General features: G+C 46.5%; 17 protein-coding genes. 4 read left to right on the forward strand and 13 right to left on the reverse strand.

The window, feature by feature from the left end:
• Positions 1 to 13 precede the first annotated feature (13 nt).
• From KJS52_RS07470 to KJS52_RS07495, 6 genes are all read right to left on the reverse strand, one after another.
• Positions 14 to 634: a Yip1 family protein gene (locus KJS52_RS07470; RefSeq protein ID WP_213514117.1), complete on the reverse strand. Its 621-nt coding sequence runs from the start codon at positions 632 to 634 to the stop codon at positions 14 to 16.
• Complete coding sequence (locus KJS52_RS07475; protein ID WP_213514118.1) at positions 631 to 2,103, reverse strand: NHL repeat-containing protein; 1,473 nt, start codon at positions 2,101 to 2,103, stop codon at positions 631 to 633. The genes KJS52_RS07470 and KJS52_RS07475 overlap by 4 nt, the downstream gene beginning before the upstream one ends.
• 10 nt (positions 2,104 to 2,113) lie before the next feature.
• Positions 2,114 to 2,992 carry a carbohydrate ABC transporter permease gene (locus KJS52_RS07480; protein ID WP_213514119.1) on the reverse strand — a complete coding sequence of 293 codons (879 nt, stop codon included), beginning with the start codon at positions 2,990 to 2,992 and terminating at the stop codon, positions 2,114 to 2,116.
• Between the two features lie 2 nt (positions 2,993 to 2,994).
• The gene (locus tag KJS52_RS07485) at positions 2,995 to 3,867 is read right to left on the reverse strand and encodes a carbohydrate ABC transporter permease (RefSeq protein ID WP_246563349.1); all 873 of its coding nucleotides are present in this window, start codon (positions 3,865 to 3,867) and stop codon (positions 2,995 to 2,997) included.
• Positions 3,868 to 3,916: 49 nt separating this feature from the next.
• Entirely contained in the window at positions 3,917 to 6,841 is a 2,925-nt protein-coding gene (locus tag KJS52_RS07490) for an extracellular solute-binding protein (RefSeq protein WP_246563278.1), read from the reverse strand.
• Between the two features lie 86 nt (positions 6,842 to 6,927).
• Positions 6,928 to 8,289 (reverse strand): ABC transporter substrate-binding protein, encoded by a 1,362-nt coding sequence (locus KJS52_RS07495; protein WP_213514122.1) that lies wholly within the window; start codon positions 8,287 to 8,289, stop codon positions 6,928 to 6,930.
• A gap of 311 nt (positions 8,290 to 8,600) precedes the next feature.
• On the opposite strand from KJS52_RS07495, the gene KJS52_RS07500 reads away from it, so the two are divergent.
• From KJS52_RS07500 to KJS52_RS07515, 4 genes are all read left to right on the forward strand, one after another.
• The gene (locus KJS52_RS07500; RefSeq protein ID WP_213514123.1) at positions 8,601 to 9,635 is read left to right on the forward strand and encodes a LacI family DNA-binding transcriptional regulator; all 1,035 of its coding nucleotides are present in this window, start codon (positions 8,601 to 8,603) and stop codon (positions 9,633 to 9,635) included.
• A 991-nt stretch (positions 9,636 to 10,626) separates the two neighbouring features.
• Positions 10,627 to 10,830 carry a helix-turn-helix transcriptional regulator gene (locus KJS52_RS07505; protein ID WP_213514124.1) on the forward strand — a complete coding sequence of 68 codons (204 nt, stop codon included), beginning with the start codon at positions 10,627 to 10,629 and terminating at the stop codon, positions 10,828 to 10,830.
• Between the two features lies 1 nt (position 10,831).
• Positions 10,832 to 11,299, forward strand: coding sequence for a hypothetical protein (locus tag KJS52_RS07510; protein WP_213514125.1), 468 nt, complete (start codon positions 10,832 to 10,834; stop codon positions 11,297 to 11,299).
• A gap of 35 nt (positions 11,300 to 11,334) precedes the next feature.
• Positions 11,335 to 13,617: a preprotein translocase subunit SecA gene (locus KJS52_RS07515; RefSeq protein ID WP_213514126.1), complete on the forward strand. Its 2,283-nt coding sequence runs from the start codon at positions 11,335 to 11,337 to the stop codon at positions 13,615 to 13,617.
• Between the two features lie 684 nt (positions 13,618 to 14,301).
• On the opposite strand, the gene KJS52_RS07520 is transcribed toward KJS52_RS07515, so the two are convergent.
• The 7 genes from KJS52_RS07520 to KJS52_RS07550 all read right to left on the reverse strand — a co-directional run bounded on the left by KJS52_RS07520 (position 14,302) and on the right by KJS52_RS07550 (position 25,519).
• Positions 14,302 to 15,915, reverse strand: a complete 1,614-nt coding sequence (locus KJS52_RS07520) for a response regulator transcription factor (protein ID WP_213514127.1) — start codon at positions 15,913 to 15,915, stop codon at positions 14,302 to 14,304.
• An 11-nt stretch (positions 15,916 to 15,926) separates the two neighbouring features.
• Positions 15,927 to 17,639: a sensor histidine kinase gene (locus KJS52_RS07525; RefSeq protein WP_213514128.1), complete on the reverse strand. Its 1,713-nt coding sequence runs from the start codon at positions 17,637 to 17,639 to the stop codon at positions 15,927 to 15,929.
• Positions 17,640 to 17,672: 33 nt separating this feature from the next.
• The gene (locus tag KJS52_RS07530) at positions 17,673 to 19,199 is read right to left on the reverse strand and encodes an extracellular solute-binding protein (RefSeq protein WP_213514129.1); all 1,527 of its coding nucleotides are present in this window, start codon (positions 19,197 to 19,199) and stop codon (positions 17,673 to 17,675) included.
• 226 nt (positions 19,200 to 19,425) lie between these two features.
• Positions 19,426 to 20,256, reverse strand: coding sequence for a carbohydrate ABC transporter permease (locus tag KJS52_RS07535; RefSeq protein WP_213514130.1), 831 nt, complete (start codon positions 20,254 to 20,256; stop codon positions 19,426 to 19,428).
• 16 nt (positions 20,257 to 20,272) lie between these two features.
• Positions 20,273 to 21,151, reverse strand: coding sequence for a carbohydrate ABC transporter permease (locus KJS52_RS07540; RefSeq protein ID WP_246563280.1), 879 nt, complete (start codon positions 21,149 to 21,151; stop codon positions 20,273 to 20,275).
• 61 nt (positions 21,152 to 21,212) lie between these two features.
• Complete coding sequence (locus tag KJS52_RS07545) at positions 21,213 to 22,520, reverse strand: ABC transporter substrate-binding protein (protein WP_246563281.1); 1,308 nt, start codon at positions 22,518 to 22,520, stop codon at positions 21,213 to 21,215.
• A gap of 338 nt (positions 22,521 to 22,858) precedes the next feature.
• Complete coding sequence (locus KJS52_RS07550) at positions 22,859 to 25,519, reverse strand: DUF4832 domain-containing protein (RefSeq protein ID WP_213514132.1); 2,661 nt, start codon at positions 25,517 to 25,519, stop codon at positions 22,859 to 22,861.
• Between the last annotated feature and the right edge of the window lie 135 nt (positions 25,520 to 25,654).

A 25,654-nucleotide genomic window follows, 5' to 3' on the forward strand; every position in this document is an offset into this window, starting at 1 on the left:
CTGCCTCCCCCTTCTACGTTCTGAACAGCAATTCTCGGTAAATGTTATATAAAAAGTCATAGATTTGATACAGCATGCTTAGCACCAGCGCACCGAGAAAAACGATAATGCCCATTACAATGACCGTTAATAGCATCGTAACAATCGTTTTCAGCACGGTGTACTGATGAACCGTCATAATACCGACAAACAGCAGCCAGACAAACCATAATGATGCGATAGACAGCATCAAATAATAGAAGGCAGTCTCCTCCTGCGCCATATAACGGCTAATAAACGTCAATGGTACATAGACAATTACGAGCGGCGTAAGCGAGTACGCTGTTACTTTCACAATTTCAGTAAATTTCCCCTCGCCATCCATCAAGGTTGTAATCGACCAATTGGCGACAACCCACAATAAAAATGGCACAACAACCGTAACAATATCCTGCAAGCTGTTAATGAGGCGCGGATCGGTGTAATTTACTAGAAAGCCGGCAAACTGCTTCTGCAAAATAAGCGCAATAATCGTCAGTGCGATAATAATGATAGAAGCTCTTATGCTTCCTTTATTGTCATACTTCAAATCCCAGAAGCTGCTGAATGGCTTAAACATGACGCGCAGCGGGAAATCAATTAGCTCCTGCTTCATAATGCCTGATCCCTCCCAACGGAATGACTCACTGCAGCTTTGCGCCGATTGCGGCGAAGCTTGCGCCAAATCATTAAACCAGCCGTCACGATCACCAGTATGACAATGGTCGTCATAATCGTGCTAAATTGCTCCTTCATTTCCTCACGCCGATAGCGCTTGTAAGCTACAGAATATTGATCGCGCTCCATCCCTTGCTTGAAATAAAATATCGCTTCTTCATTTTGCTTGGCTAACACGAGCGAGCGACCAATCCCGATATAGGCAATATCGTAGTTGCTGTTAAGATCAAGCACCTGCTGCCATATCGGCACCGCTTCCTCACTGTAGCCGTTGTAGTGCAAGCGAGAAGCCTGCAGCACCAGCTTGCCGAATTTGGTCGGCTTGAACACATTAATGTTGCCTTTGGCGCGGTCCAGCACTAGCTGGTTTTCACCGTCATACTCAATCGCGACCGGCGTCTTGAATGTGCCTGCCTGATTAGCGAGCATCCCGTAAATAAACAGCAAATTGCCCTCCGCGTCATACGTGAACACCTTGCCCTGATTGCTGTCCAGAGCACTGTAAAGCCCGTCTCCCAAATATTTAATATCGACAAAGATTGAAGGTCCTACGGAGGTGCGATAGCGAATATCGCCTCTTACTTCAAAATAGCCGTAGCGCTTTAACACATCCTCGCCTGACGGATTGAGCCGTTTGATTGGCGTAAGCGAGTTCAAATCAATGTTGGTCGCATATACAAAGCCTTTGTGGTCAATATCCAAATTTGAAAATTCAGTAGGTATAAACAGCACCATTTGACTGCGCTGCTCCTTGGTTGAGAACAAGCGCCAGAAAATTTCATAATAATCGCGCTTTACTTCATTCGTTCCGATATAGCCAAGAAAGCTGCCGTCCGCATCGAACTGCATAATTCCTTCAAACACGCCGTTCGCTACGACATACATCCGCTTGGCCTCGTCAACGGCAACCTTTGTCGGCGTGAATTTGAAGCCGGCCGCGATAATGTCTGACTGCGGCTTGTCAATGACAAGCCTCACCTCTCCTGTCTTGCTTAACACAATCAGCTTGCTCAGTCCGCTGTCTGCAATATACAGGTCTCCGTCCGCGTCGACGAAAATGCCGCTGATCGTGCCAAACTCGCCAATTCCCGGAGCGGAATCGATTATGCGCTCAACCTCCCATTGCGCATTAATCACGACAATACGCTTATTGCCGGTATCTGCAACATAGATGCTGCCATCATGGCCGATTACCATATCGTTAGGCTCTACGAAAGGTCCGATGCCAAGATCCTGGCCGCTTACGGCACGACTCGGCACAAAGGCGGCGGGCGAAGCGACCGCTTCCTCCCAATAATTGTAGTTGTAGGCCTCGTATGGCGTGCCAGCATGTACAGCTTCCAGCAAAGCGGTTGAAAAGAGAACGGAGGCGAGTACAATTGCGGTAACAAATTTTTTAATCCTCATGAAATCCCTCCTACTCCTTCATTCCCGAGGATGCCATCGTCTCAATTATTTTGCTTTGGGAAAATACAAAAAGCGTAATCGGCACACTCATCAATATGAGTGCAACAGCCGCTGCAGCTCCTGCACGCGCAATTCCTCCGTATATAATTTGGTTGGCGGCAAAATGCAAGCTTTTCAGCTGCTCGCTATAGATGAAGCCATTGCCGTCAGTGCCCCACAAAATTTGAAACTGCAAAATAACGAGCGTCAGCCAGGCCGGCTTGACATTAGGCATAACAATCGTCCAAAAAATGCGGTATTCGCTTGCGCCATCGATTTTAGCCGCCTCCAGCAGCGCATCCGGCATTTGCTCCATAAACTGCTTCATCAGGTAAAGCCCCAAGGAATAGGAGAATGCAGGCACGATGACAGCCCAATACGAATCAATCAAGCCGAGCCAGCTCATTACCATATAGTTCGGAATCGCTGTAACCGCTGGCGTGAACATTAGCGACAATACGACTACTTGGAACAATGCCTTTTTGCCTGGAAAGCGATGCTTCGCTAATGGGAAAGCTGCCGCCGATGCGAAAATGACATGGCCGATAACGCCAGTCAGTGTAATAAACAACGTATTGAATATATAGCGGCTAAATGGAACCCATGATTCGCCAAGCAAATTCATCAAATCGATGAAGTTGTTAAAGGTTGGATTTCTTACAAACAGGGTCGGCGGAAACAGAAATATTTCATCCAACGGCTTGAATGCATTGTTGATCGCATAGACCAAAGGCAAAATCATAAAAGCTCCAAAGAAAGCCAATACCGTAAATAAGCCAAAGCTTCCCCAGAACGAGCGATTTACCCTTTTTGAACGCAGCTTTGAGCGCAGTTTGAAGGAAAAGGGCATGCTCATTCACCTACCTTACGTAATAGTTTTTGTACAATGAGATTTGTGCCTAGCATAATAATGAACAAAATCGTTGCAATCGATGAAGCATAGCCCATTTCAAAGCGTGTCGTACCATAGTCTATCAAATGCGTTACAATCGTCTCGGCAGCATAGTTGACGCTTGGGAAGCCTGCCAGCGCAATCGACACATCGGCGACCGCCAGAGACGTAGTAATCTGGATGACCGCACCGAACATTAGCTGTGGTCGCATCGAAGGCAGCGTAATGTACCATAGCTCCTGCCAGCGGTTGCGAATGCCGTCAACAGCTCCAGCTTCATATAAGCTGCGATCCACGGTTTGCAGCCCGGCGATAAAGGCAAGAAAGCCTGTGCCAAGCGAAAGCCATAGCTGGACGAGAATAATAATCGCCAAAATATATTTTTCTTCCTTGAGCCATTGAATCGGCTCCATTAAAATACCTAGCTTTAATAGAAAGCCGTTCGCGATGCCGTAGCGGTCGCCAGAGAAAATCATCAGCCATATGAAGAACACATTGCCTGAAATTGACGGCGCGTAAAACACCAGCGTCATAAAGGCGCGCAGCTTCGGCGTCAGCTCATTAATGATCCAGGCGAACACAAAGCAGGCAATGTAGCTGACCGGCCCAGTTATAACGGCGAATAAAATCGTATTTTTGATGGCAATGAGAAAGATGTCATCCTCAAGAAACAGTCTGGAATAGTTGTGCCAGCCAATAAATTTCGGAAATTCAAGCATATTAAAATACGTAAAGCTCAAAATCATCGACATAATGACCGGCAGTACAGTAAATACAGCAAATAAAATCATATAAGGAGCGAGAAGCACGTAGGAATGCTTGTTCTTCTTCATCTCGTTCCATTTTAAGCTCCACCAGTTAGACACGCGGCCTTCTCCCTCCTTATTGCGGCAAGCCGAATTCTTGTCGCTTGTTTTCGATTTCATCCTGAATATATTCCACATAATCCATCAGTGCTTGTCGTGCTTCCACTTCGCCTATGACGGTTTTGTAGAAGGCGTTAAACAGGTGACGACCTGTAAAGTAACCGCCCGGGACCTCAGGAATGCCCACAACCTGATCAAACTGCTGCTTTAGCTGTTCGTAGTCGGCTACTGGCCAGGGCAAGCTGTCGAGCGCATTAATGTTGGCGGTCGGATAGCGGGCTGCCGCTCCCATTAGCCCTTCCATTTCGCGGCCAAATTTTGCTTGAGTCTCGTCACTCGTCCACCATTTCATAAATTGCCAGGCCGCTTCCTTATCCTCGGCGCTTTCGAGCATCATTACGGCAGAGCCGCCGCTTGGCACTTGATTATTGATCGTGCCGTCCTCCTGCACAGTGCCAGGGATAGGCGCAAAGCCCCACAGTCCGCGAATTTCCGGAGCGAAAACCGTCAATTGGTTGTAAATCGTATAGTCGGCAATTCCAATCGGCATTTCACCGGTACGGAAGCGATTGGCAAAATCATATTCCCGCTCCAGCTTGTAATCGGTGTAATACTCCGTCCATTGCTTGAACGTCTCAATTGCAACGCGCGAATCAAGATCGCTTTCCTTGCCGTCATTGCGATAAAATTGACCGCCATTCTGGAACAGCAGCGCTGCATATAGTGAATTTGGCGGAATATTTTGTCCTTGAATTGCAGCCTGCTGAACAGGCGGCAAACCAAACTGCATATGATTTTTGCTTAAAACTGCGAGCATTGCCGACACATCATCCCATGTTTTTGGCACCTCGAGCTCAAGCTCATCCAGTACATCCTTGCGGTAAAACAGCATATTGAACGTTTGCTGCTCCGGCAATGCGTACACGCCATCCGTATAACGGTACGGTACAACAGCACTGTCGCGGAAGCGCTGCTCAACCTCGCCATAATCTGCAAATTGCGTCAAGTCTGCGGCGGCATTGCGCATCGCGAAGTTAACGGGGATATCATTATCAATTTGCATCGCTACATCCGGCCCTTGACCCGCCAGCGTTGCAGGCAGCAGCGTATGCATTTGCACCAGCTTCAGATTGACGTTTATCCCGGTTTGCGAGGTGAAGGTTTCATCGATCATCGCTTTCATCGTATTCGCCTGGTCGCGTCCGCTGCCGATCCAAACGGTAATCGTGCGCTGATTTTTTTGCTCGGTAACATTGCCGATGCTGTTGTAGTCAATAAAGAAGGAATTGACAAAGGTGAGCAGCTCATGCTTAAGCTTCGAGCCGATGCCCAAGCCTTCTATATCTAATTTTTGACCGGGCGAGCTTAAAATGATTGCGTCAATTTCAAGCGGATGCTCTCTTGCCTGCTGCACCCATGTGCCCAGTCCGCCTGTGTTCGTCTTATAATCGGTTAGCTTGCGATGAATATTATCCGGCTTGGCGATCATTTCATCGAGCAGCACCGTCATTGATTTGAGCAGCGCCTCCTGATCGCTGGAGCCGCCCGCAAGCTGCTTCAAATGCGCAGCAACGTCCGTCAGGCGATAGCGCTCAGCGGTCATCCGTTCCAGCAAATTCGGAATTTTCTCCGTTAGCTGATAGTCGCGATACTCATCAGGCTTCGTGCCGGTAATCATCAAAATGTTGCGGTACAGCGAATTAAGCTCGTACAGGGAGTTCTCTACCTCTGCAATCAGCTCGGCAAATGGACCAAGCGTATTTTCCAGACGCAGCGTATGCTTGCCCGCGGTTAAATAATACAAATAAGGTTGATCGTCCTGCCCTAACGTTTCGAGGCGATAGCCGCTTTTGTATTTAAAGCCGACCGCGTTCATTTCCTGGAACGGAACAACGCCATCAATGTACAGCTTGCGCGTAGAATAAATGCCGCGCACCCAGTTTTGCTGCGCAACGAAGGAAAGCTCGTATAATCCGTCCTCCGGCACGTCGATTTCCCATTCGATCCATTGGCCGGGCAAGCGCCAGTTAAAGCCGCCTATCGTATTTATTTTGATTAGTGAAGCGCTGTACGGAGCTACTGCCGCACTGGTGCGTTCGCTAACAGGATACAAGGTTGGTGAAGATTTTCTTACTGCTGCTTCCCCTTCAATCCGCAGCTCATGACCTGATGTTGCCTTTGCGCCAGTCTGCTCGTATTGCGCGGCAAGCTCGGCATAGGTCGGGATGCTCGATTTCTGCTTCAGCCGTATTTCTTTAATGATCATAGGCTCGCGCGAAGCCTCGAAGCTCAGCGTATGCTCGCCTTCTGTTAAATAAAATTGAAATGGCTCTGTAATGTATCCATTTGAATCCTGAACCATTTTGCTCATCCATTGCGGATATTCAACCTGTCTAGGTCGCAGCTCATTGCCTTGGTTATCAACCTTGATTTCGTCCAGCTCGTTGTTCCATATTCGATCAAATTGCACAAATTGCGCTTCTTCAAACGGCACCTTTCCGTCAATTGCGATAATGCGCTCGATTGCCGAGCTTTTCCCTTCTATTGGATAGTAAAGCAGCTCTATTTGATATAAGCCGCTTTGCGGAACGTGAAAGCTCCACTCTACTTTTCCCGTTTCACCAGTGTATAAAGCCTGACCATCCATCCCTGCAAACTGCTCCAAAATTTCGAAATCATTACCGGTCAGCGCGTTATATTGTGCTGCTTCAATGACAATTTCCTGCTGCGGCGAGGCCGCATTTTCATATTGCGCAATGTAAGCAGCATAGCTATCCTCGCTATGGCGCAGCTTTCCTTCGTATGGAGTTGTTGCAGCCGCATCAATACCATTTCTGTCTGTTCGAGCATTGATGATGAACAGCACTGCACAAAGCACGATGCATACAGCTATTGCAATGGTTGTTGTTGCCTTAAATGGCTTGCGATGCTGACGGTTCACTACATTCCCTCCTAAAACGTTGATGAACGGTAATAGAAAAGGGAAGGCAAAAACTGACTCCCCTTTTCGCATTACGCATCATTCAATTATTGCCCTAGCTTGGTGAGCGATTCTGCTGCCTGACCCTTATACGTTTCTGCAGCTGCTGATGGTGATACTTGATTGACGATAACATCATTCACATAAGCCCAGGTTGGGAAATCAGGGAATGATTCATCCAACGTAATAAGACCTGTTCCAGCAATATGATCGCGCAGCATTGCTACGTCATCCTCATGCGTATAAATGCTTTCCAAATAATCCTGGCCCGGGTATTCCTCAAGCATCGGAATATCGAAGGTTTCCTCGAAAATTTGGTATACAAGCTCTGGATCCTTTACGCCTTTACCGATAAATTTGGCAGAAGCAGCCGTATTGGCGTATGTGTAATCTGTCGTTTGTTCCGGTCCTTTTGGAATTGGCACGATGCCGAATTCGAAGTTCAAGCCGCTCAAATTCCATTCAGCAACAGTGAACATCGCAACATCGCCTTCTTTAAATGTGTTGGACTCCTCCCAGTTCATTGGATCGCCCGTACTTACTTTTACGACCTTGTCGACATTGTAAAGCTGATTCAGGAATTCAGCTGTTTTGATTGAGCCAGGGCTGGTCAAGCCTTCAACAAGGTTTTCTTCATCTACGATGCGAACGCCATTCGATACCGCGAAGTGCTTGTAGGCATCGATTGACCATGCTGAAAAGCCCCATACATCGTTTTTACCATCATTGTTAGTGTCCTTCGTTGCAGCCTTGGCAAGCTCTAAAAACTTATCCCAAGTCCATTCGCCGCGCTCATAAATGTCTTTTGGATCTTCAAGATTCAGCTCTTTGAACAGGTCGCGGTTATAGTGCAGACCAGCACCGATGTAGACCGGATTATCAAAGCCGTAGTGATCTCCAGCAATCGGTGAATATTTCATCAGCAAATTACCTTCATTGTTAATATTGCTGTTTTCATTCGTAAACTCGCTAATCGGTAAAATAAGTCCTTTTTTAATTAATGGCAGCGCCGCCTTGTATTCAAGCTGAACAATATCAGCAAAAGGCTCGCCAGCCAGCACGCTATTCGTAAAATTTGGAACCATTTCTTCAAATGGAACGGTTACAAACTCAATCGTTACGTTATATTTCTTTTCAACCTCTTTAATCTTTTCCAAGCGGTTAATATCAGATTGCGTTGCCCCAGCCGGTGTTAAATCCCACCATGCCGCAATTTTAATTACCCGACCATCGAGATCATATGTTTGTTCTACTTCCTCAGTTGGTTCAGGCGTAGCTGGTTCACTGTTTGTCGCAGCAGGCGACGGCGTAGGCTCCGTATTCCCGCCATTCCCATTTCCTCCGCTGCATGCAGACAGGATGAGCATGAAGCAGATCAGCAAAAATGAAAACCCTTTCAATTTACGCATTGTTTAACCTCCCAATTTTATTGTTGTTCCAGGCAGACAATAACAAAATAGATCAAAGCTGACATTTGCTGTTGCTGATAACTCTTCATAACAAAATTAACTGTAGTTATGTTTGTTATTTTGTTAGCGCTTCCTTACATAACAAAGAATACCATGAACATAACAAATTGGTCAATATCTAATCAAAAAAATGTACAATACAAAGTTTTTTTCGTATTCTTGTCCTAATTTGAGAATAACATTGCCAAAAAATTAATAAAGTGTTATGTTGAAGATAACAAAAATAACAAATTAAAGAGATGTGGTTGCTTATGCGTAAAAAGGTTACGATTCAGGAAATTGCAGATGCAGTCGGAATGTCCAAATATGCCGTTTCTCGTGCCCTGGCAGGAAAATCAGGGGTAAGCGCGGAAACTCGTCAGCTTATTGTAGATACTGCCCAGAAGCTGGGGTACTTTGCCAAGCGGGAAGCAGCTTCACCATTCCTGCTGCAAAACCGTTTTGCTGATCAGAAATCAATAGAAACGATAGAGACAATATTAATTTTGTTTCCTAATGTACGCTATCAAAATACGGAATCACTCTATTGGGGACCGGTTTTTAACGGAATATCGTCAGCGTTGAATCAGCGGGGGATTAATATTTTGACCTTAACGGAACCAAGCGGCGATTCGATCTTTACATTGCTTAACCCGGATGGAATTCAAGGCATTATAGCTGTTGGCTCTATTTCGACGCCTATATTGCTGGAATTGCAGCAAAGCGGCATTCCTATTGTAATCGTCGATCATCATGACGAACAATTTCATGCTGACTCTATCTTTACCGACAATACAAACAGCATGGTTGAGCTGATGAAGGAGCTAATTAAAGCGGGCTTCACTAATTTTCAATTTATCGGAAATATTCGAGAAGCAGCGAGCTTTAAAGATCGCTGGCTCGGCTTCCGTCTTGCATTAGAAGAGCATAATATCCCGAACCAGCAAAACCCGAGACTGATCGGTCCGGAAGCAGACACCATTTACACAGTCCTCCCTAATATGGCGAGAGATCGCCAGCTGCCTGAGGTATTTGTCTGTGCAAATGATACGTATGCATTTTTTGCAATTGAAACATTGAAAAATGAAGGGTTGAGCGTGCCAGAAGTTTGTCAGTTCACAGGCTTCGACTACACCTATCCTGATCTTGCTTTATATGCAACGGTTGATGTGCACAAGGAGGTCATTGGCATGCGCGCGGTTGATCAGCTCCTCTGGCGCATCGCTAATCCGAAGCTGCCCTATGAGCGCAGGCTGATCGGTGCGAGTATTGTACGGCGCTCCGCTCATCCATCCGCTAAAGCTTGAACATTCAGCGCTTCGCCTCTCCATGCGCTAACGCTTGAACATTCAACGCTCAGCCTCTCCATGCGCTAACGCTTGAACATTCAGCGCTCCGCCTCTCCATGCGCTAACGCTTGAACATTCCTGCGGAATGGCGGCGCTTTTAGCGCAATGGAGAGGCTCCGCTGGAGCGATTTGTAGGCTTGTTCTAAGGAGTCTTTGTGGGAGCTTGCTTCGAACCTTGCATGTTGATTCAGCGCAGCACCGTCCTCGCCTATTGACTCGAACATTCCTGCGGAATGGGGGTCGTTATAGGCTGCGGTGGTGCTGCTGATGTTTTTGTGGGGGAGCTTCATTGAGTTTTTGTGGGCGTGTTCTTAGGAGTTTTGTGGGAGATACTTCGAGCTTGCTTGTTTAGTACAGAACTCTTCTCACCTATTAGCTTACGTATTCCTGCTTATTGGCCCAGGTTTGCACTGCTGACGGGGCTGCCGGAAAAGTGAAAGGCGGCGTGGCTGGATAAGGGCTGGTTAGTCGCTAAGGAAGCTGGATATCGTTATGTATAACAAATGAAGCATTTCTTCGTTCTAATGAATGCACAGCGTTCTATTGGGCGGTATTCTCTGGGTAAATGAGGCAGCTTTCCCCCTTAACGTGCTACATATTCCTTAGATTTCTATCGACTCCAGCCTGATCACTTAACGTTATCCAGATTCTTTAAACCTAATTTTAACCTTGCAAAAAGGTTTTCAGAACAACCCTTTTCACTAGCCCATCTCTAATTTATTTAATCACAATGCTAATCTGTATCCCCGACCTCTTTTCTTTTCGAGCTCAAACCGTCAAGTTGGTAGAAAGTAAGACTTGTCTCCGCAATAGCTTATTTCCACTTATATATGCTGTTCTTTCATCCACTTTCATGTAAAGAATCATTTACATATTGCAATTGATCATTTACATTTTGCAATAGATCAATTACAATTTTTTTATCTAATAGCTAGAAAGGACCTCTTGTATGCTTGTTAATAATGTTCGTGAATTAAGGGCGCGGTTTAGATGGTCGCAGCAGGATTTGGCGGATGCTATTGGGGCTACTCGCCAGACGGTAGGGTTGATCGAGAAAGGAGATTATTCCCCTTCGATTACGCTCGCTCTCAAAATTGCCGCAGCATTTAATGTGCCCGTTGAGGATGTTTTTTCTTTGAAGGAGGATCAATAAAATGGTATCACGGATTTTACGTTCACCTCTTACTTCCGCTACTATGTTTCTTATGGCTTTAATCAGTATTTATTTGCTTAAGAAAAACTGGGATTCAGGTCAGTTTATTAAAGCCGTGGAAACAGGTGAGCCTTTGACGGGATTAAATATTTTTGCTTTGTTCTGTGCTGCCATAATCATACTGTGGGTGTTGCTTGTTATCATTCATAATCGAAAACATCCAAAGGAGCGCATTAATATTTGGTTAGGGCTGTCTGAAATCCGGGAGGTGGATGAGGGGCAGCAATGGATTACGTTCAAGGCTTGCCGTAACGTCTATATTTACTACAGCATGGGTTTACCTACAGCTGCAATAGTTCTCATATTTCTCCCAGCCGATTATGCTTATTCTTTAATTCTTTTCGGGTTGTTAGGATTGGGGCAATATGTTGTCTATGGTTTGACCAGATGGAAGTATAGCCGTATCTGATTCTATTACAATTAGTAGAGGGGAGTTCGAATCCGATGAATATAGCTGTCAGGTTAATGCAAAAAATGAAAGACCGCGATATCCGACTTAGGCTAAAAATCTATCGGGACAAGGTGGAGCTTATTAGAAAACGGAATTTGCAAGCATGGGATGAACAGCAGCTGCATACGGAATCTCTCCGCCTGAAACAGGAAGCAAAATCGGGCACGCCTTTGGACGAGCTGCTTGTCGATGCCTATGCGCTCGTTTGCGAGGCAGCTAAGAGAACGCTTGGCCTGCAGCCGTATGATGTCCAAATTATGGCCGCCATCGCTTTGCATGAGCGATTTCTGGTCGAGCAGCAAACCGGCGAAGGAAAAACACTGTCCGCTGTTATGCCTGCTTATCTAAATGCGCTAACCGGCAAAGGCGTTCATGCGCTGACCTTTAACGATTATTTGGCAAAGCGGGATGCGGAGTGGATGGGACCGATTTATCGTTTCCTCGGAGTAACAGTAAAATCGGTTCAAGCGGGCATGAACTTGTCCGAGAAACGGGAAGCGTACGCAGCGGATATCACTTATGTTACGGCTAAAGAGGCCGGGTTCGATTATTTGCGCGACTCGATTGCTTTAGAAGAAATCGATACCGTGCATCGCCCTTTCCATTATGTCATCGTGGACGAAGCCGATTCACTGCTTCTCGATGAAGCACGGGTACCGCTAGTCATCGCGGGCGAACCAGGCACTTCTGGTGACGACGGCAGTCGATTTGCAGCAGTCGCCAGGCAGCTTGAGGAAGAAAAGCATTACGACTTTGACGAGTTCAAGCGGAACGTTTACTTAAATGAAGCTGGCTCAGCCAAAGTGGAAGAGCTGCTGGGATGCGGCAATTTGTACGAAAGCCAAAACAGTCATTTGCTGTCGACGTTGAACTGCGCACTGCATGCGGAATGGTTATTGAAAAAAGACGTTGATTACATCATCCGCGATGGCAAAATCGAGCTTGTCGACGAATATACTGGCCGCGTGGCAGAAAACAGGCATTTGCCGGACGGACTGCAGGCTGCGCTTGCGGCGAAAGAAGGGCTGCCATTTAAAAACGGCGGAAAAATTCTCGGGACAATAACGCTGCAACACTTCCTTAGCCTGTATCCGAAGATATGCGGAATGACGGCTACCGCCCTCGCTTCGGCAATAGAATTTGAAGAGATTTATGTGCTGCAGGTGATGCCAATCCCGCCAAACCGCCCTAACAGACGAATCGACCACCCGCATCGGATTTATACCCATAAAGAAGCCAAATTCAAGGCGCTTGTGCAAGAAATCTCATCCATCCATGCAACAGGACGTCCGATTCTTATAGGAACGTCAAGCGTCGGGGAGTCAGATATGCTAGCGGAGGCACTAGCGGCTGCTGGTGTACCTTGTAATGTTCTGAATGCAAAAAACGACGCAGAAGAAGCCGCAATTATTGCCAAAGCGGGCGAAATCGGTGCTGTAACGGTTTCTACAAACATGGCGGGACGCGGCGTCGACATCCGGCTCGGCGGCGGCGACCCTGAGCAGGCAGAAATTGTCGCTAAGCTGGGCGGCTTATACGTAATTGGTACACATGTGCACCAAAGCGTGCGGATTGACAACCAGCTGCGCGGTCGTTCCGGCCGTCAAGGCGACCCGGGAGCTTCCGTCTTTTTCGTAAGTCTGGAGGATGAGCTGATGCTCAGATTCGGCATCGATAAAGAGCTGCGCGATCTTAGGCAGGAAGAAGCTCTCAACGAGTCGGTGCTTCTTAGCAAAATAGAGCATATTCAGCGCGTTATTATGGGCCAAAACTTCCATATCCGTCAGGAGCTGAACAGCTATTCCGATATGGTCGAGGAACAAAGGCGTCTGCTGTACGAGGAGCGGCTAAAAATTTTAAAAGGCGAGATCCCGATGAGCCCTGCCGAGCGGCGTGTACGGCTATACTATATCGACAAATACTGGGCCGACCATCTGGCATACGCATCATACATTCGCGAAGGCATCCATTTAACAAGCCTTACCAACCGTAATCCAATCGACGAATACCATGCACAAATCATCCAGGCATTCGAGCAAATTCCAGAGCAAATAAATAAAGAAACAGAAAAAATGCTCAAAAAACTCGGAGGATCAAACGACCCAGCAAAGTGGGAAGAACTGGGACTAAAAAGCCCTCCTTCCACCTGGACCTATATAATGAGCGACCAATACACACAATACCTGCAAAATCCCGGCTCATGGGGCCCCGGGACACTCATCGCATACTGGCTCCGCAAAATGCTAAGACCGGTATTCGGATGGAAACAATTTTAACCAAACAACAAACAAACCAGCGCCCTGAATCAAGACAAAGCACAAACAAACTCCCATAAAAACTCCCTAGAACGTGCCCACAAAAAACAACAGCAGCACCACCGCAGCCTATAACGACCCCCATTCCGCAGGAATGTTCGAGTCAATAGGCGAGGACGGTGCTGCGCTGAATTACGAGCAAGGCTCGAACCAACCCCAACAAAAACTTCCTAGAACGTGCCCACGAAAAAAGCTCCAGCGGAGCCCATCCCTACGCTAAAAGCGCCGCCATTCCGCAGGAATGTTCAAGCGTTAGCGTAGGGATGGGCGGAGCGATGAATGTTCGAGTCAATAGGCGAGGACGGTGCTGCGCTGGATTACGAGCAAGGTTCGAAGCAACCCCAACAAAAACTTCCTAGAACGTGCCCACAAAAGCAACAGCAGCACCACCGCAGCCTATAACGACCCCCATTCCGCAGGAATGTTCGAGTCAATAGGCGAGGACGGTGCTGCGTTGGATTACGAGCAAGGCTCGAAGCAACCCCAACAAAAACTTCCTAGAACGTGCCCACAAAAACCGCTCCAGCGGAGCCCATCCATGCGCTATAAGCGCCGCCATTCCGCAGGAATGTTCAAGCGTTAGCGCATGGATGGGCAGAGCGCTGAATGTTCAAGCGTTAGCGCATGGATGGGCGCAGCGATGAGTCACAAGCTATTCTTATACTCCTGCGGCGTCATCCCATAATGAGCTTTAAACAACTTAATAAAATACTGCGGCTTCTGGTAGCCGACCTCAAGCGCAATCTGGCTTATTTTCAAATCCTTTCGCTGCAGCAATTGAACGGCTTTCTCCATACGCAGACGATGCACATAGTTGGAGAAGTTCTCTCCCGCCTCCTGCTTGAACAGGTTGGATACGTAAACCGGGTGCAGATTGACATAATCGGCAACGGTTTGCAGTGTTACGGTTTGTACGTTTTGCTGTATGAAATGGCGAATTCGTTCCATTAAGTCGGATCGGATATTGTCCGAACGGCTGTCGCTATACGCTTTAATTTGCACATAGCTGCTGAAGGCCCATTCTTTCAGCGGCTCTACGCTCCAGCTGGCATCCACCTTCAGCATTTTCTCGATGTCTCGTCCAAATACGTCAAAGATCCGTTTCCCTTTCTTATGCAAGTAATAGGAGAATGTCTGCAGCAAGGCAACATAGACTTCAAACCCGTATTCACGCGCTCCATTCCCCGCTTCTTCAAGCTCAGCGAATATTCGCGCCAGCTTATCCTCGAATGCCGCCCACTGCTCGATATCGATCAGTTCCATTAATGTCTGGGAGCGATAAAGCTCAGATAGCGGCTGGATCTCAGAGCTTTCTTTCTTTTGTGCGGCATGGAAAAAGCTTTCCGTCTGGTAGCCTATATAGTCGGTATATATCGATAAGGCAGAGTGGTACATCGCCAATGTATCATGCGGGAATTGTCCCCAGTTGCTCAGTACAATGGAAACCTTCGCTTTCAAATATAATTTGATTTGATGCTGGGAAAGCCGGGCCAAGTCCTCGATCGCCACTGTGCTGTTACTGTCCTGGTCCTCGATTTGTTGACTTTGAATCAAGAAAATCAAATAATCGTACGAATCCTTGCAGTGCATGACATGGTACTTGCCCGAATATATTTCTTCTACAATATTAAACATGGCGTACTCGATTAATGAGAGATTGTACAGATCTCTATCCGAATAATCCTCCTCTACTCTCATGCACAAAAGAATCGCATCCTTCTCTAGCTGAAAGGGCAGCTCATAAAGCTGAATTTTATCTCGTATAACAGCTTGCGGGTAATTTTTGCCGGAGATTAAGTCAAACAAAAACATTTCTCTTAAGTTAGGCAGGCTTTCCCGAAAACGGTATAAAAATTTTTGCTGATTAACCAGCTCATTTCCTTCTTCTATGATCTTATCCATAATATTGCGCAAAGTTTGTTCCAATTCCTCATTCGATACCGGCTTTAACAGATACGCGCTCACTTGCTGCTGAATGGCTGCCTTCGCATACTGAAATTCATCGTATCCGGTTATAATGACAGCCTTCGTATTTTTCCACTTCTCATTGATTTTGTTGATTAATTCGAGGCCGCTCATACCGTTCATCTGGATATCTGTTATGACAATATCTACAGAGCGATAATTTAGCAGCTCCAAGGCCTCCTCGCCGGAATAAGCCTTATAGACATTGCTGATCCCCATCTGCTCCCACGGAAGTGCAATCGCCAGGCTATCTACCAAATGCGTATGATCATCCACTATCAAAATCTCGTACATGCTGTCCCTCCCTAGGCCTCCTCTTCCTTGCTGCTCCAACATAATTCAGCGCAAAGTCCGCCTAATTTCGATTTGCTAAGCTGCAGGCCTGATTCATTGCCGTACATTAAACGCAGCCGTTGATGTACATTTTTCAGCCCGGATTCTATTTCTTCATTGCTCGAATGAACTTTCTTTCTAATAGATTCTATCATTGCATAATCGATTGCCGTACCATTATCCTCTACCGACACATGATTCATCCCGCCCGCGCGCCAGCAGCGGATGGTAATGATTCCATATTCAGAATGATTGTTGAACGAATGCAAAATAACATTTTCAACGAGCGGCTGCACGATTAAGCGCGGGATTTCCAATGCTTCCATCTGCGGCTCGATCTCAATTTGAAATTCAAAGTCATCTCTCAGCATGCAATGGATTTCCAGATAGAAGTGGATTAAATCCAGCTCTTCCTTCAGCTGTACCATCTTGCTTCCCGTCTTGGTCGTATAGCGATAGTACTTGCTCAAGTTCATCGTCATCGAAATCGCCGCTTTGTTTTCATTTAGCTCAATCATGCTTTTAATATAAGCGAGCGTATTGTACAGAAAATGAGGGTTGATCTGCGATTGCAGCTGTTTTAGCGTTGCATCCTTGGAACGAAGCTGTTCTTTATATACATCCTCAATCAGCTCCTCTATTTTGGAAGCCATAGAATTGAATCGCTCATACAGAAAACGATACTCGCCTTTAGGCTTGTCTGTCATCCTGATTGAATAAATTCCTTTTTCAATTAGATTCATATTTCGGATTAATTTGCGAAATGGAATCTGAATATTTCGGTACATAAGAAAGGCAAGATATGCTCCCATAAACAGCAGCAATCCGCTTATAACGTAAAACATCGTCTGGTTGCGACTAATCGGCGCCATAATTTGACTGATTGGCACGTAATCTACTAGATACCAGCCTAACGATTCCAGCTTCTTATAATGAATCTGAAAGCTCGTCTTGTCGGACCTAAGCATAATATGTCCACTTGCAAGTGTCGGATCAATCCCCTCAAGCGAGGGAAGCAATTCGTTTATTTGCTCACGATTAACGGAATAATTATAAACCGGATTTTCTCCCGGATGATATAGAAACGGATCGCCCGAACCATTTGCTTTAAATTCGGATAAAGCGCTGCGCAATGCAGCGACGCCGAGTTTCAGCACGACTCTCATATGCGCCTCGCCTGCTTGCTCCGGATTTTCAGGATAAGACAATATGTTCAGAAAATAATCCTCATCAGGTGCCGAATAATATTGCCAAAACGTATCCTGTGCGGGAAGCTTTGCTGGAAGCGCATTCAGATTGGAGTTGCTTTTAATAACGTTATTGGTGCGAGGATACACAACTGCAATGACTGCTTTCCAATCACCGTAACCGGCAAGCCGGTTAATTTCTTCAGAGACGGTTCGGTTAATTCGATATTTGTCCAAGACATCGTCCAGTAAATCTGGATAAGCCAAATTTCTTACATCTGTGCTTTCGTACAGCATCTTCTTATATGTGTCTAAGCGGAAAAACAATTCATCCAATTGGTTAGCGAATGTTTCAATCTGATATTGCTTTACCTTAATGATTTCGTCGGTTAGCACCTCTGTACTCGTTCGATTCGATAAAGCGAACAGAAGCAAAATCGGGATTAGCAATATGAACAAGGTAGCCATTAGCTTGGTGAATATGCTGAATCTGTTCATCATCAAACGCCCTCTCAAATTGGGATCAGCATGTTAATGTTGCAATTGGAATTGCTGGAACTGCCGTTGCACTTCGGCAAAAACGATGTCGAAGCCTGCCTTTTTTAGAGCCGCAAGAGCATCATCGTAATACTCCTCATAACTGGCCAGACCAAAGCTGATCGGCTCAAATTTTTCTTTATAAACCGCCATCACCTGCGCCACCTCGTGCTTGACCGATTCCTCGTTGAAATGAAAGCCAAACAGCTTGGAAATGCGCGAATTTTCGTCATTCTTCAGCATATCATCGATAATATCATCCTCTAATCCGGCGGGAGCGGTAAAATAGTCTTTGTTGCGCCACATCCATTCGTACATCAGCTGGTCATTGGTAAGCTGCTTTATTTTGCCGTCTTCCAGTTCGTAGTCCTTGCCCTCTACTCCGTATATAATCAGGTTGTAATTTTCTTTGCTGTGCAAAATCCAGTTCATAAACATCATCGCACGCTCGGGGTTTTCCGATGCCGCTGTAATCATAAAGGCTTCATTGCCCGGAGTCGTAATAAACTTGGGCTTATCCTTCGCCAAATAATATTCTCGCAGCCTCGCATTAGGATCGGCATTCCGTGCCGTTTGCAGGTTTTCCATTGCCCGCGACACCGCACCAACGCGAAACAAAAGCTTACCTGCATTCTCCTGATCGAACTTTGCCGCCGGATTGCCTACCAGATTGATGTCGATGATCCCCTGCTTCACCCAAGACTCTCGCAATTGGGCAACCTGCTTGTACAGCTCGGTCTCGACATAGCTCAACATTTCCCCGGCATCCTCATCCACAATAAATAACATCCGCTCATCCAAGGAGGAGTAGTTGCGATCTGTCAATTCCCGCCACAGCATTTCATGTCCGCGATCCGTTTCCAAATAGCCGTAGTAGCTTGGATCTATCGCTTGCATGCTTTTGAAAAACTGTTCCAAATCCGCGATCGTATTAATTTCTGACATGCCGACCTTCTCCAGCAAATCCTGACGAACCATAACAGAAGAAAATTTTCCTGCCGAGGTAAACGCCTGGGACGGAATCGCCCATAGCTTTCCGTCGATCTCGTACTGCTTGAAATTCCCTTCCGGTATATGTTTAACCAAATCCTCCCCATGCTGCTCCAAAAGCTCATCTAAAGGCTGGATATAACCTTTGGTGTAATAGTAGGAAACGAATGGTGCGCCATACCAGAACAAATCGTAATCCTCTCCAGTGGATAGCGCCAGCTCTAATTTTTGTGAGTAGTTGGACCACGGGATATAAGTCAGCTCAAGCTTCATATTTAAATCCTTTTTAAGCCGATCATTTAATTCATTCTCCAAAAAGTCGCCCATCCGAGCCGACATATCGCCTGGCATAATCATTTTTAATGTGACGAATGATTCCAGTTCATCCTTCACTTGCCCATCGACTGAATCAGCATCACCAAGCTCCTGCGTATTAGGGGCGTCAGAGTTGAAAAATTGGCCATATATGAAGTAAATCAAAGAGATGCCGAGCACTGCAACTATACTAATAACAGCGAGTTTCTTATGCACAGGCCGCCTCCTTCGCCATATCGTTTCATTAGTAGTGTCACAATAGTAGTTTACACGAAATCGTTTCTGGTGCTAATGTTTACGGATGATAAATTCATCGAACTCCTCCTTAGCAAAATTGAAAACGCTGTCATTTATAGGTTGCATTTATTCGATTCGCTTTGGTCATCGCTTATTATACAACAGACTAATCCGGACTCCTCGAAGTCCGGATATTATTTGTTCATTAGCCTTTGTGCGCGCTAAACGCAATCCCTTCAATAAATTGCTTCTGGAAAATAAAGAAGAGAATGATCATTGGAACGACTGCCATAAAAGCGCCCGCCATTAACACCGGGTAATCCGTCCCGAACATGGACACTAGCGTAGCAATGCCGGAAGATAACGTCATCTTCTCAGGCGAGCTATTAATAATGAGCGGCCATTGAAGCTCATTCCACGCCCATTGCAGTTGAATAATAACGATTGCAACCAAAGCCGATTTCACAAGAGGAAGCATAATATGCCAATAAATTTGGAACGGGTTGCAGCCGTCGAGAACTGCCGCTTCCTCCAGCTCCTTGGAGATTGTTAAGAAAAACTGCCGCAAAAGAAATGTAGCGAACGGGCTAATCAATGACGTAATCCAAAGGGCGGTAACTGTATTGATCAATCCGAGGTCACTCATCATCATATATTGCGGTGTGTAGAAAACTGGATTAGGCACCATCATAACTGACAGAATCAAGACAAATAGAATAGAGCTTCCCGGAAACCTGATCCGGGCAAAAGCATAGGCCGCCATCGAGCTGAAAATAACCGGAAACACGGTCTTCATCACGGCAGTTATAATTGTATTCAGGTAGTAATACGGAAAAGCCGATAATTTGATCGCCTCAATATATCCTCTTAAGCTGGGGGCAGCAGGAAAATATCTAATCGGAATTTGCGTGGCTTCCGTTGTTGTTTTCAGCGATGTCAGCACCATCCATACGAATGGAATGAGCATGGCAACGGAGCTGATAATAAGTATGATATGAACGATAGAGTTGACGTTCCTCGCCGATGAGAGCTGCATGTCTGCTCCCCCTTTCTTAGTCGTAGACGACCCATTTTTTCTGTAAAGCAAATTGGATTCCAGTTAATATCAAATTAATAACGAGCAGCACATTAATGATCGCTGCGCCATAATTCGGATTAAAATAGACGAAGCTGTTTTGGTAATAGGCATAAACGAGCGAGCGAACGGAAGGAAGCGCCACATTCGTTTTTCCGATAATGAGATAGATCGAGTCAAATATTTGCGTCGCTCCAATAAACAGGATAATGCTGGTGAAGAACAGCGTCGGAGTCAGCATCGGAATGGTAATATAGCGAAATTTGTGAAAGCGCTTGGCGCCATCAATGTCGGCCGCCTCATACAGCGATTTTGGTATCCCTTGCAAGCCAGCGAGAATAAGCAGCATGTTCAAGCCAATTGCTCCCCACACGCCAACGATAACGAGGACGAACATCGCATAATTGGGATTAGACAGCCAGGCTTCTCGTGTGCCAAGTATATGATTGACGAGACCAAAGTCCTGTGCGAACAAAACAACCCATACCATCGCTGCCGCTGCCGGCATCGTGACCTGCGGCAAGAAAAAAATAACCCGATAAATAGATAAGCCTTTAATTTTGGTATTCAGAAGCACCGCAAAAAAGGTAGAAAGCGCAAGCGTAATCGGCACAAACAGTACCACATAATATAAAGTGTTGCGCAGATTTTGCCAAAACTCTTCATCTCGGAACAGCTTCGCATAGTTGTCAAACCCAACCCAATGATTGACCAGCCCGAAATTTTCCGACTGTTGAAAGCTTAGCAAAATCGAATGGATAACCGGCCACCCCCAGAAAATCAATGTGCCCAGGAGAGTCGGTGCAATCATGAAATAGGCCCACACATATCTGCTTCTGGAATTCAAACTGACCACTCCCTACTCATCGCTTACGCCCCTGATCAGCAGGAGCGTACACGAATGACGTTATTTTGTTTTATTTCGTTGCGGCTATCGCTTCATTCATCATCTCGGCAACCTTGGTCGCGGCTTCCTCTACTGTGATCGCTCCGCCCCACGCTTGCGACATAATCTCAGGCTCCTTCGCGAACCATACCGGATATGCCATAGTGCCGCTTGGATATGGAACGGTATCGGCTACTTGATCGATGAATATTTGCAGGTTCAAATGCGGTTTCGATTTCACCCATGCATCCTGCGTGCCGCTGAATGCCGGAATTGCCGCTCCCATTTCTGCTGTAATTTCTGCCGCTCTTTGCGAGCCAAGGAATTTGAGGAATAACCATGCTTCCTCCTTGTTTTTTCCTGCAGCGGACATGACGTTAGCCAGTCCGTTAATGATATTGCCTCGCTTCACCTTGCCCTTAGGCAATACCGCCCAATCCCATTTACCCTTAATAATCTCGCTGCTATCAATATCGCTAATTCTCCAGGAGCCGTCGAAGATCATCGCTAATCTTCCAGATTTGAACATCTCGGTCGCTTCCGTATCGGTCATTTGCTGATGAGTCGGAGAAGCGCCGTCAAGAATCATTTGATAACGGGCCTTCAATGCTTCAATCGAGGCTGGATCATTATAGCCTGATTTACTCATATCGGCTGACAGAATGCTTCCGCCGTTCGCCAGCATGTCGTTCCAATATCCCGTCTGCGTATCCAGTTTTGCCCCGAAGCCATAGATGCCTTTATCAGGCTGGCTTAATTGCTTGGCCACCTCGGCAAGCTTCGCATAGTCCCAGGTTTCGTCCGGGTAAGGAATGCCCGCTTGATCGAACAATTCTTTGTTGTACGCCAGGCCAATCGTGTCAAAGTCCTTCGGCACGCCGTAGTTCTCACCGTTCAGCGTATAAATCGAGGCAAGATCTGCTTCGTAATTGCTCAAATCAATTTCTCCAGCCTGCACCTTGCTTGTGATTGGCTCCAGAAAATCTCCTGTTGCATATTTGATGAATTGACCTCCATGCATCCAGAACACATCAGGCAGCGTCCCTGCCGGAGCAGCAGCAGACATTTTCGTCCAATAATCTCCCCACGGGATCACTTCGACCTTGACCTTAATATGTGGATTTTGCTCCGTAAATTCCTTGGCTATCGCTTCCATCGCCGGCTGCTGAATTTTGTCCCAAATCGAATAAGTAAGCGTTACCTCTTTTTTGGAGTCAGTAGATGCGCCGCCGCTATTACTGCTTGTTCCGCTGTTCGAGCCATTGCTGCAAGCAGAAGCAAGCAATGCCATGACAAGAAATAATGTGGTCATGAACAAAAATTTGTTTCCTCTCTTCATTTTACATCCCCCTGTTAAATAGTTTAGGCAAATTTTTGCATAAAAGATATAACACTTCGCTTTGCCTCTTACATTCTCATTGTAAACGACAGCTTAACTCCTTATAAATGCCCCATATTTAAGATTAGAGGCCAAATTATTAAGGTGGAAAGCATGTCTGCATGAATATTTCTTAACTTAAAGTTAGGAAATTATTTGCGCAAATATCTTTTTTCTGATTGCTGGCAGGACCACAAAAGACCGGTTCCGCTGTCTACGGACCGGTCTTTTGTTTTAAGGGCTTATGGACAGCCCCTTTCATGCTGCATGGATGTCACCGCATTTCGATGCAGATACGCTTATTCAAAGCGCATCTCGTCTATCCAGATCGTGCCATTGCCGCCATGCCAGAACGTCATGGTCAATTGTCCAGGATTGCTGCGATCAACGCCGTTGGCTGCCAAATCAATCTCGATATTTTTGTAGTCAGTCGTTATCGTATCACCACTAAATGCTCCTAGTGTTTTGCTTACTCCACCGATAGTAAGCTGAAACTTATTTTGTTCGCCACCATTTGCCCCTTTGATGCGAATTACCATTTTCGAATACTCCTCAATGCTTTGGTCGATATTCGTGCCGAGCCAACCGTCGTTGTTATATTGCAGCTTCAAGGCGCCTGCTTCAATGACGCCTGCGTTATTTATGAATCCGTTAGCGCCCGCCCATTTGCCCAGATCGTTCGCTCCTGGCCAGCTTGGCGAGTTATCAAAGTTATCGAGTAATAAAATGTCCGTTTCGCCTCCGCCGTTATGGCTGCCAGCAGCGATTTGAATACGGTCAAGATCGGGGGCCCAGCCCGTAGGATTCGAGAAATGAATCGTATTATTGCCTGCATTCAGCTGGATCTCGGTTTGAAAGGTGCCAATTGTCGTCCAGCCTCCTGTGCTTGGCAGATTGAGCGTGTAAGGCGCTGCTCCATTTACACGCACTTGTATCGAGCGAGCCTCGCCACTTAGGTAAGAAATCGTCATCGTATATGTTCCTGCAGCAGATGCATTTATTCCGTTAAATTGCAAAGCCCCATCGTTGTTTCCGATATACCCTACCTTGGAGCCGCCCGAGCATAAGCCGCATTCGGAAATAATCGCCGCCCCGGTCCGCGTATTGTTGACAGCCTCCGCTTCATATACAGTGCCAGCATCGTTTCCTCTGCTATCCTGTGTCATTGCATTAACGACGTTGCTTGCGCTGGATACATTCCCTGCCGCATCCTTGGCTCTGACTGTATAGCTGTAATTCGTATTTGGACTTAGCCCGGTATCGGTAAAGCTGTTCGTGCTTGAAGAGCCTGCCCACGAGCTTCCACGGTAAATGTCGTAGCCAGTCACGCCCACGTTATCATTCGAAGCAGACCAGGTAAGGCTGACGCTGCTTGTCGTCGTTCCAGTCACCGTTAAATTAGCAGGCGGGCTTGGCGCCTCGCTATCCGTGCTTCCTCCATCACTATAGCCGCCATCATATGGCGTTTGGGTCAGACTGTACGAAAGGGTGTTATCCGACTTCAACGAATCAAATGGACCAATGTTTTGATTGGCAGGAGCCATGCCGATGCCCACATTGCCGAGCGGCGTTCTGCCGCCTGTATAATAATTGGTATTGGCGAATCTGGCGCTAGGCTTATATCCATAAGGATCAAGGATGGAAAGCGCCAACGTATACGTTCCTGCAGGCATATTGGCAGGAATTTCGAATGTACCGGAAACCTGATGAACGGCAGGAGCTTGATTATATTGACGGGTCGAGCTATTCCAATCATCTCCCGGCATCCAGCTTCGTATATCGACGTTATTGAATACCCCCTTCCACGCTACTGTACGGTCACTTCTCAATAAGCTGGCTTCTACAGGCCAATCGTAATAGAACGGAGCAGCTCCCTTATTAACGACCTGGAACGATACGTCCATTAACTCGCCAGGCTGCACACTGCCGGAAAATGTCGCTTGATTGATGACGAAGCGATAGCCGAATTCCTTCTGCATTAAAGCTGCCCCTTGCGAAACAGCAGAATTTCCAGCATCGTACAAGTCGATCCAGCCAAGGCTGGTTGTATGTGTTTTTTTAATCCAGTCAATAACAAAGTTGCGATGGTTCGGATCGCTCAGCGTATCATTAGGTGAATCGCCCGGTTGAATATGCTTTTGCCCCCAATCGTAGGCGACCTCGCCGCCGTTAATCTGTGTCCGCCACACATCCCTTGCAACAATGCCTTCTCCTCCCGGCAGATCGTCGATTAAAGCAAAGGAATCCCACAGGAATCCGAAATTATAATTTTGGAATGTTTCGGGATAGCGCACCTGTACTTTTTTGTTTTGAAATGCTTGCTCGGCTGCATCACCCAATGCCGTCTGAAAGCTGAGCGGAATCCGATCTGTTCCGTCAGCCAGCTTATCCGGCCATATATGATGCTCCCCCCAATTCCCCCACAGCCCCAGCTCAATGTAAGCAACTCTAGGATCGTTATCCCAGGCTTGACCAAGCTTCTGAATGAAAGCTGTCAGTCGGTTTTTCAACGTTTCAGATGTCCATTGCGTCGTTACATCCCCATGCGGTACGCCTTGCGGCCAATACTCTCCCACGTTTGGATATACAATAAACACACGCGGAATTACTTTTATATTCCGGGTTTCGATCCCCGCCCAAGCCGTATTGCTCCAATCCTTGATCTTCTGCACCGAGTCGGAAGCCGCATTCTCCAAATCTGTGTATTTGATATAATGCTTAAACACAGTGCCATACTCATGGTTGGAAAACCCGGCATCATTTACAAAACGGGTTGGCCTGAATCCTTTAAACGGGTTTTTGAACGCTTCTTGCGTCTCCGTCAAATTAACCGTAATCGATCCGGCAGCCGCTGAAGCCGAAGCCGTATCAAGCAGCGGCATAGCATGCGCACCTCCCACCAGCAAAACAAGCAAAACCGCAAACGCTTTCAAAAAGGAGTCGTTCAACCTTCGTTTCATCAATCATCCCTCCATTTGATTTTATTTGCGCAAATATTTGCGCAAATTTTCGTTTTTAGTATATGCCAACTAAGTATGCTCCGTCAATCAAAATAATTTGAGAGATTCCTAGCGCAACAAAAAATAGGAGTTGTC

The sequence above is a fragment of the Paenibacillus montaniterrae genome, from assembly GCF_018403185.1.
Lineage (GTDB): Bacteria > Bacillota > Bacilli > Paenibacillales > Paenibacillaceae > Pristimantibacillus > Pristimantibacillus montaniterrae.

Excerpts from the sequence above, each read along its gene's own strand:
- KJS52_RS07470 (WP_213514117.1), bottom strand. The coding sequence starts at position 634 with ATGAAGCAGGAGCTAATTGATTTCCCGCTGCGCGTCATGTTTAAGCCA.
- KJS52_RS07475 (WP_213514118.1), bottom strand. The coding sequence starts at position 2,103 with ATGAGGATTAAAAAATTTGTTACCGCAATTGTACTCGCCTCCGTTCTC.
- KJS52_RS07480 (WP_213514119.1), bottom strand. The coding sequence starts at position 2,992 with ATGCCCTTTTCCTTCAAACTGCGCTCAAAGCTGCGTTCAAAAAGGGTA.
- KJS52_RS07485 (WP_246563349.1), bottom strand. The coding sequence starts at position 3,867 with ATGAAGAAGAACAAGCATTCCTACGTGCTTCTCGCTCCTTATATGATT.
- KJS52_RS07495 (WP_213514122.1), bottom strand. The coding sequence starts at position 8,289 with ATGCGTAAATTGAAAGGGTTTTCATTTTTGCTGATCTGCTTCATGCTC.
- KJS52_RS07500 (WP_213514123.1), top strand. The coding sequence starts at position 8,601 with ATGCGTAAAAAGGTTACGATTCAGGAAATTGCAGATGCAGTCGGAATG.
- KJS52_RS07505 (WP_213514124.1), top strand. The coding sequence starts at position 10,627 with ATGCTTGTTAATAATGTTCGTGAATTAAGGGCGCGGTTTAGATGGTCG.
- KJS52_RS07510 (WP_213514125.1), top strand. The coding sequence starts at position 10,832 with ATGGTATCACGGATTTTACGTTCACCTCTTACTTCCGCTACTATGTTT.
- KJS52_RS07515 (WP_213514126.1), top strand. The coding sequence starts at position 11,335 with ATGAATATAGCTGTCAGGTTAATGCAAAAAATGAAAGACCGCGATATC.
- KJS52_RS07520 (WP_213514127.1), bottom strand. The coding sequence starts at position 15,915 with ATGTACGAGATTTTGATAGTGGATGATCATACGCATTTGGTAGATAGC.
- KJS52_RS07525 (WP_213514128.1), bottom strand. The coding sequence starts at position 17,639 with ATGAACAGATTCAGCATATTCACCAAGCTAATGGCTACCTTGTTCATA.
- KJS52_RS07535 (WP_213514130.1), bottom strand. The coding sequence starts at position 20,256 with ATGCAGCTCTCATCGGCGAGGAACGTCAACTCTATCGTTCATATCATA.
- KJS52_RS07545 (WP_246563281.1), bottom strand. The coding sequence starts at position 22,520 with ATGAAGAGAGGAAACAAATTTTTGTTCATGACCACATTATTTCTTGTC.
- KJS52_RS07550 (WP_213514132.1), bottom strand. The coding sequence starts at position 25,519 with ATGAAACGAAGGTTGAACGACTCCTTTTTGAAAGCGTTTGCGGTTTTG.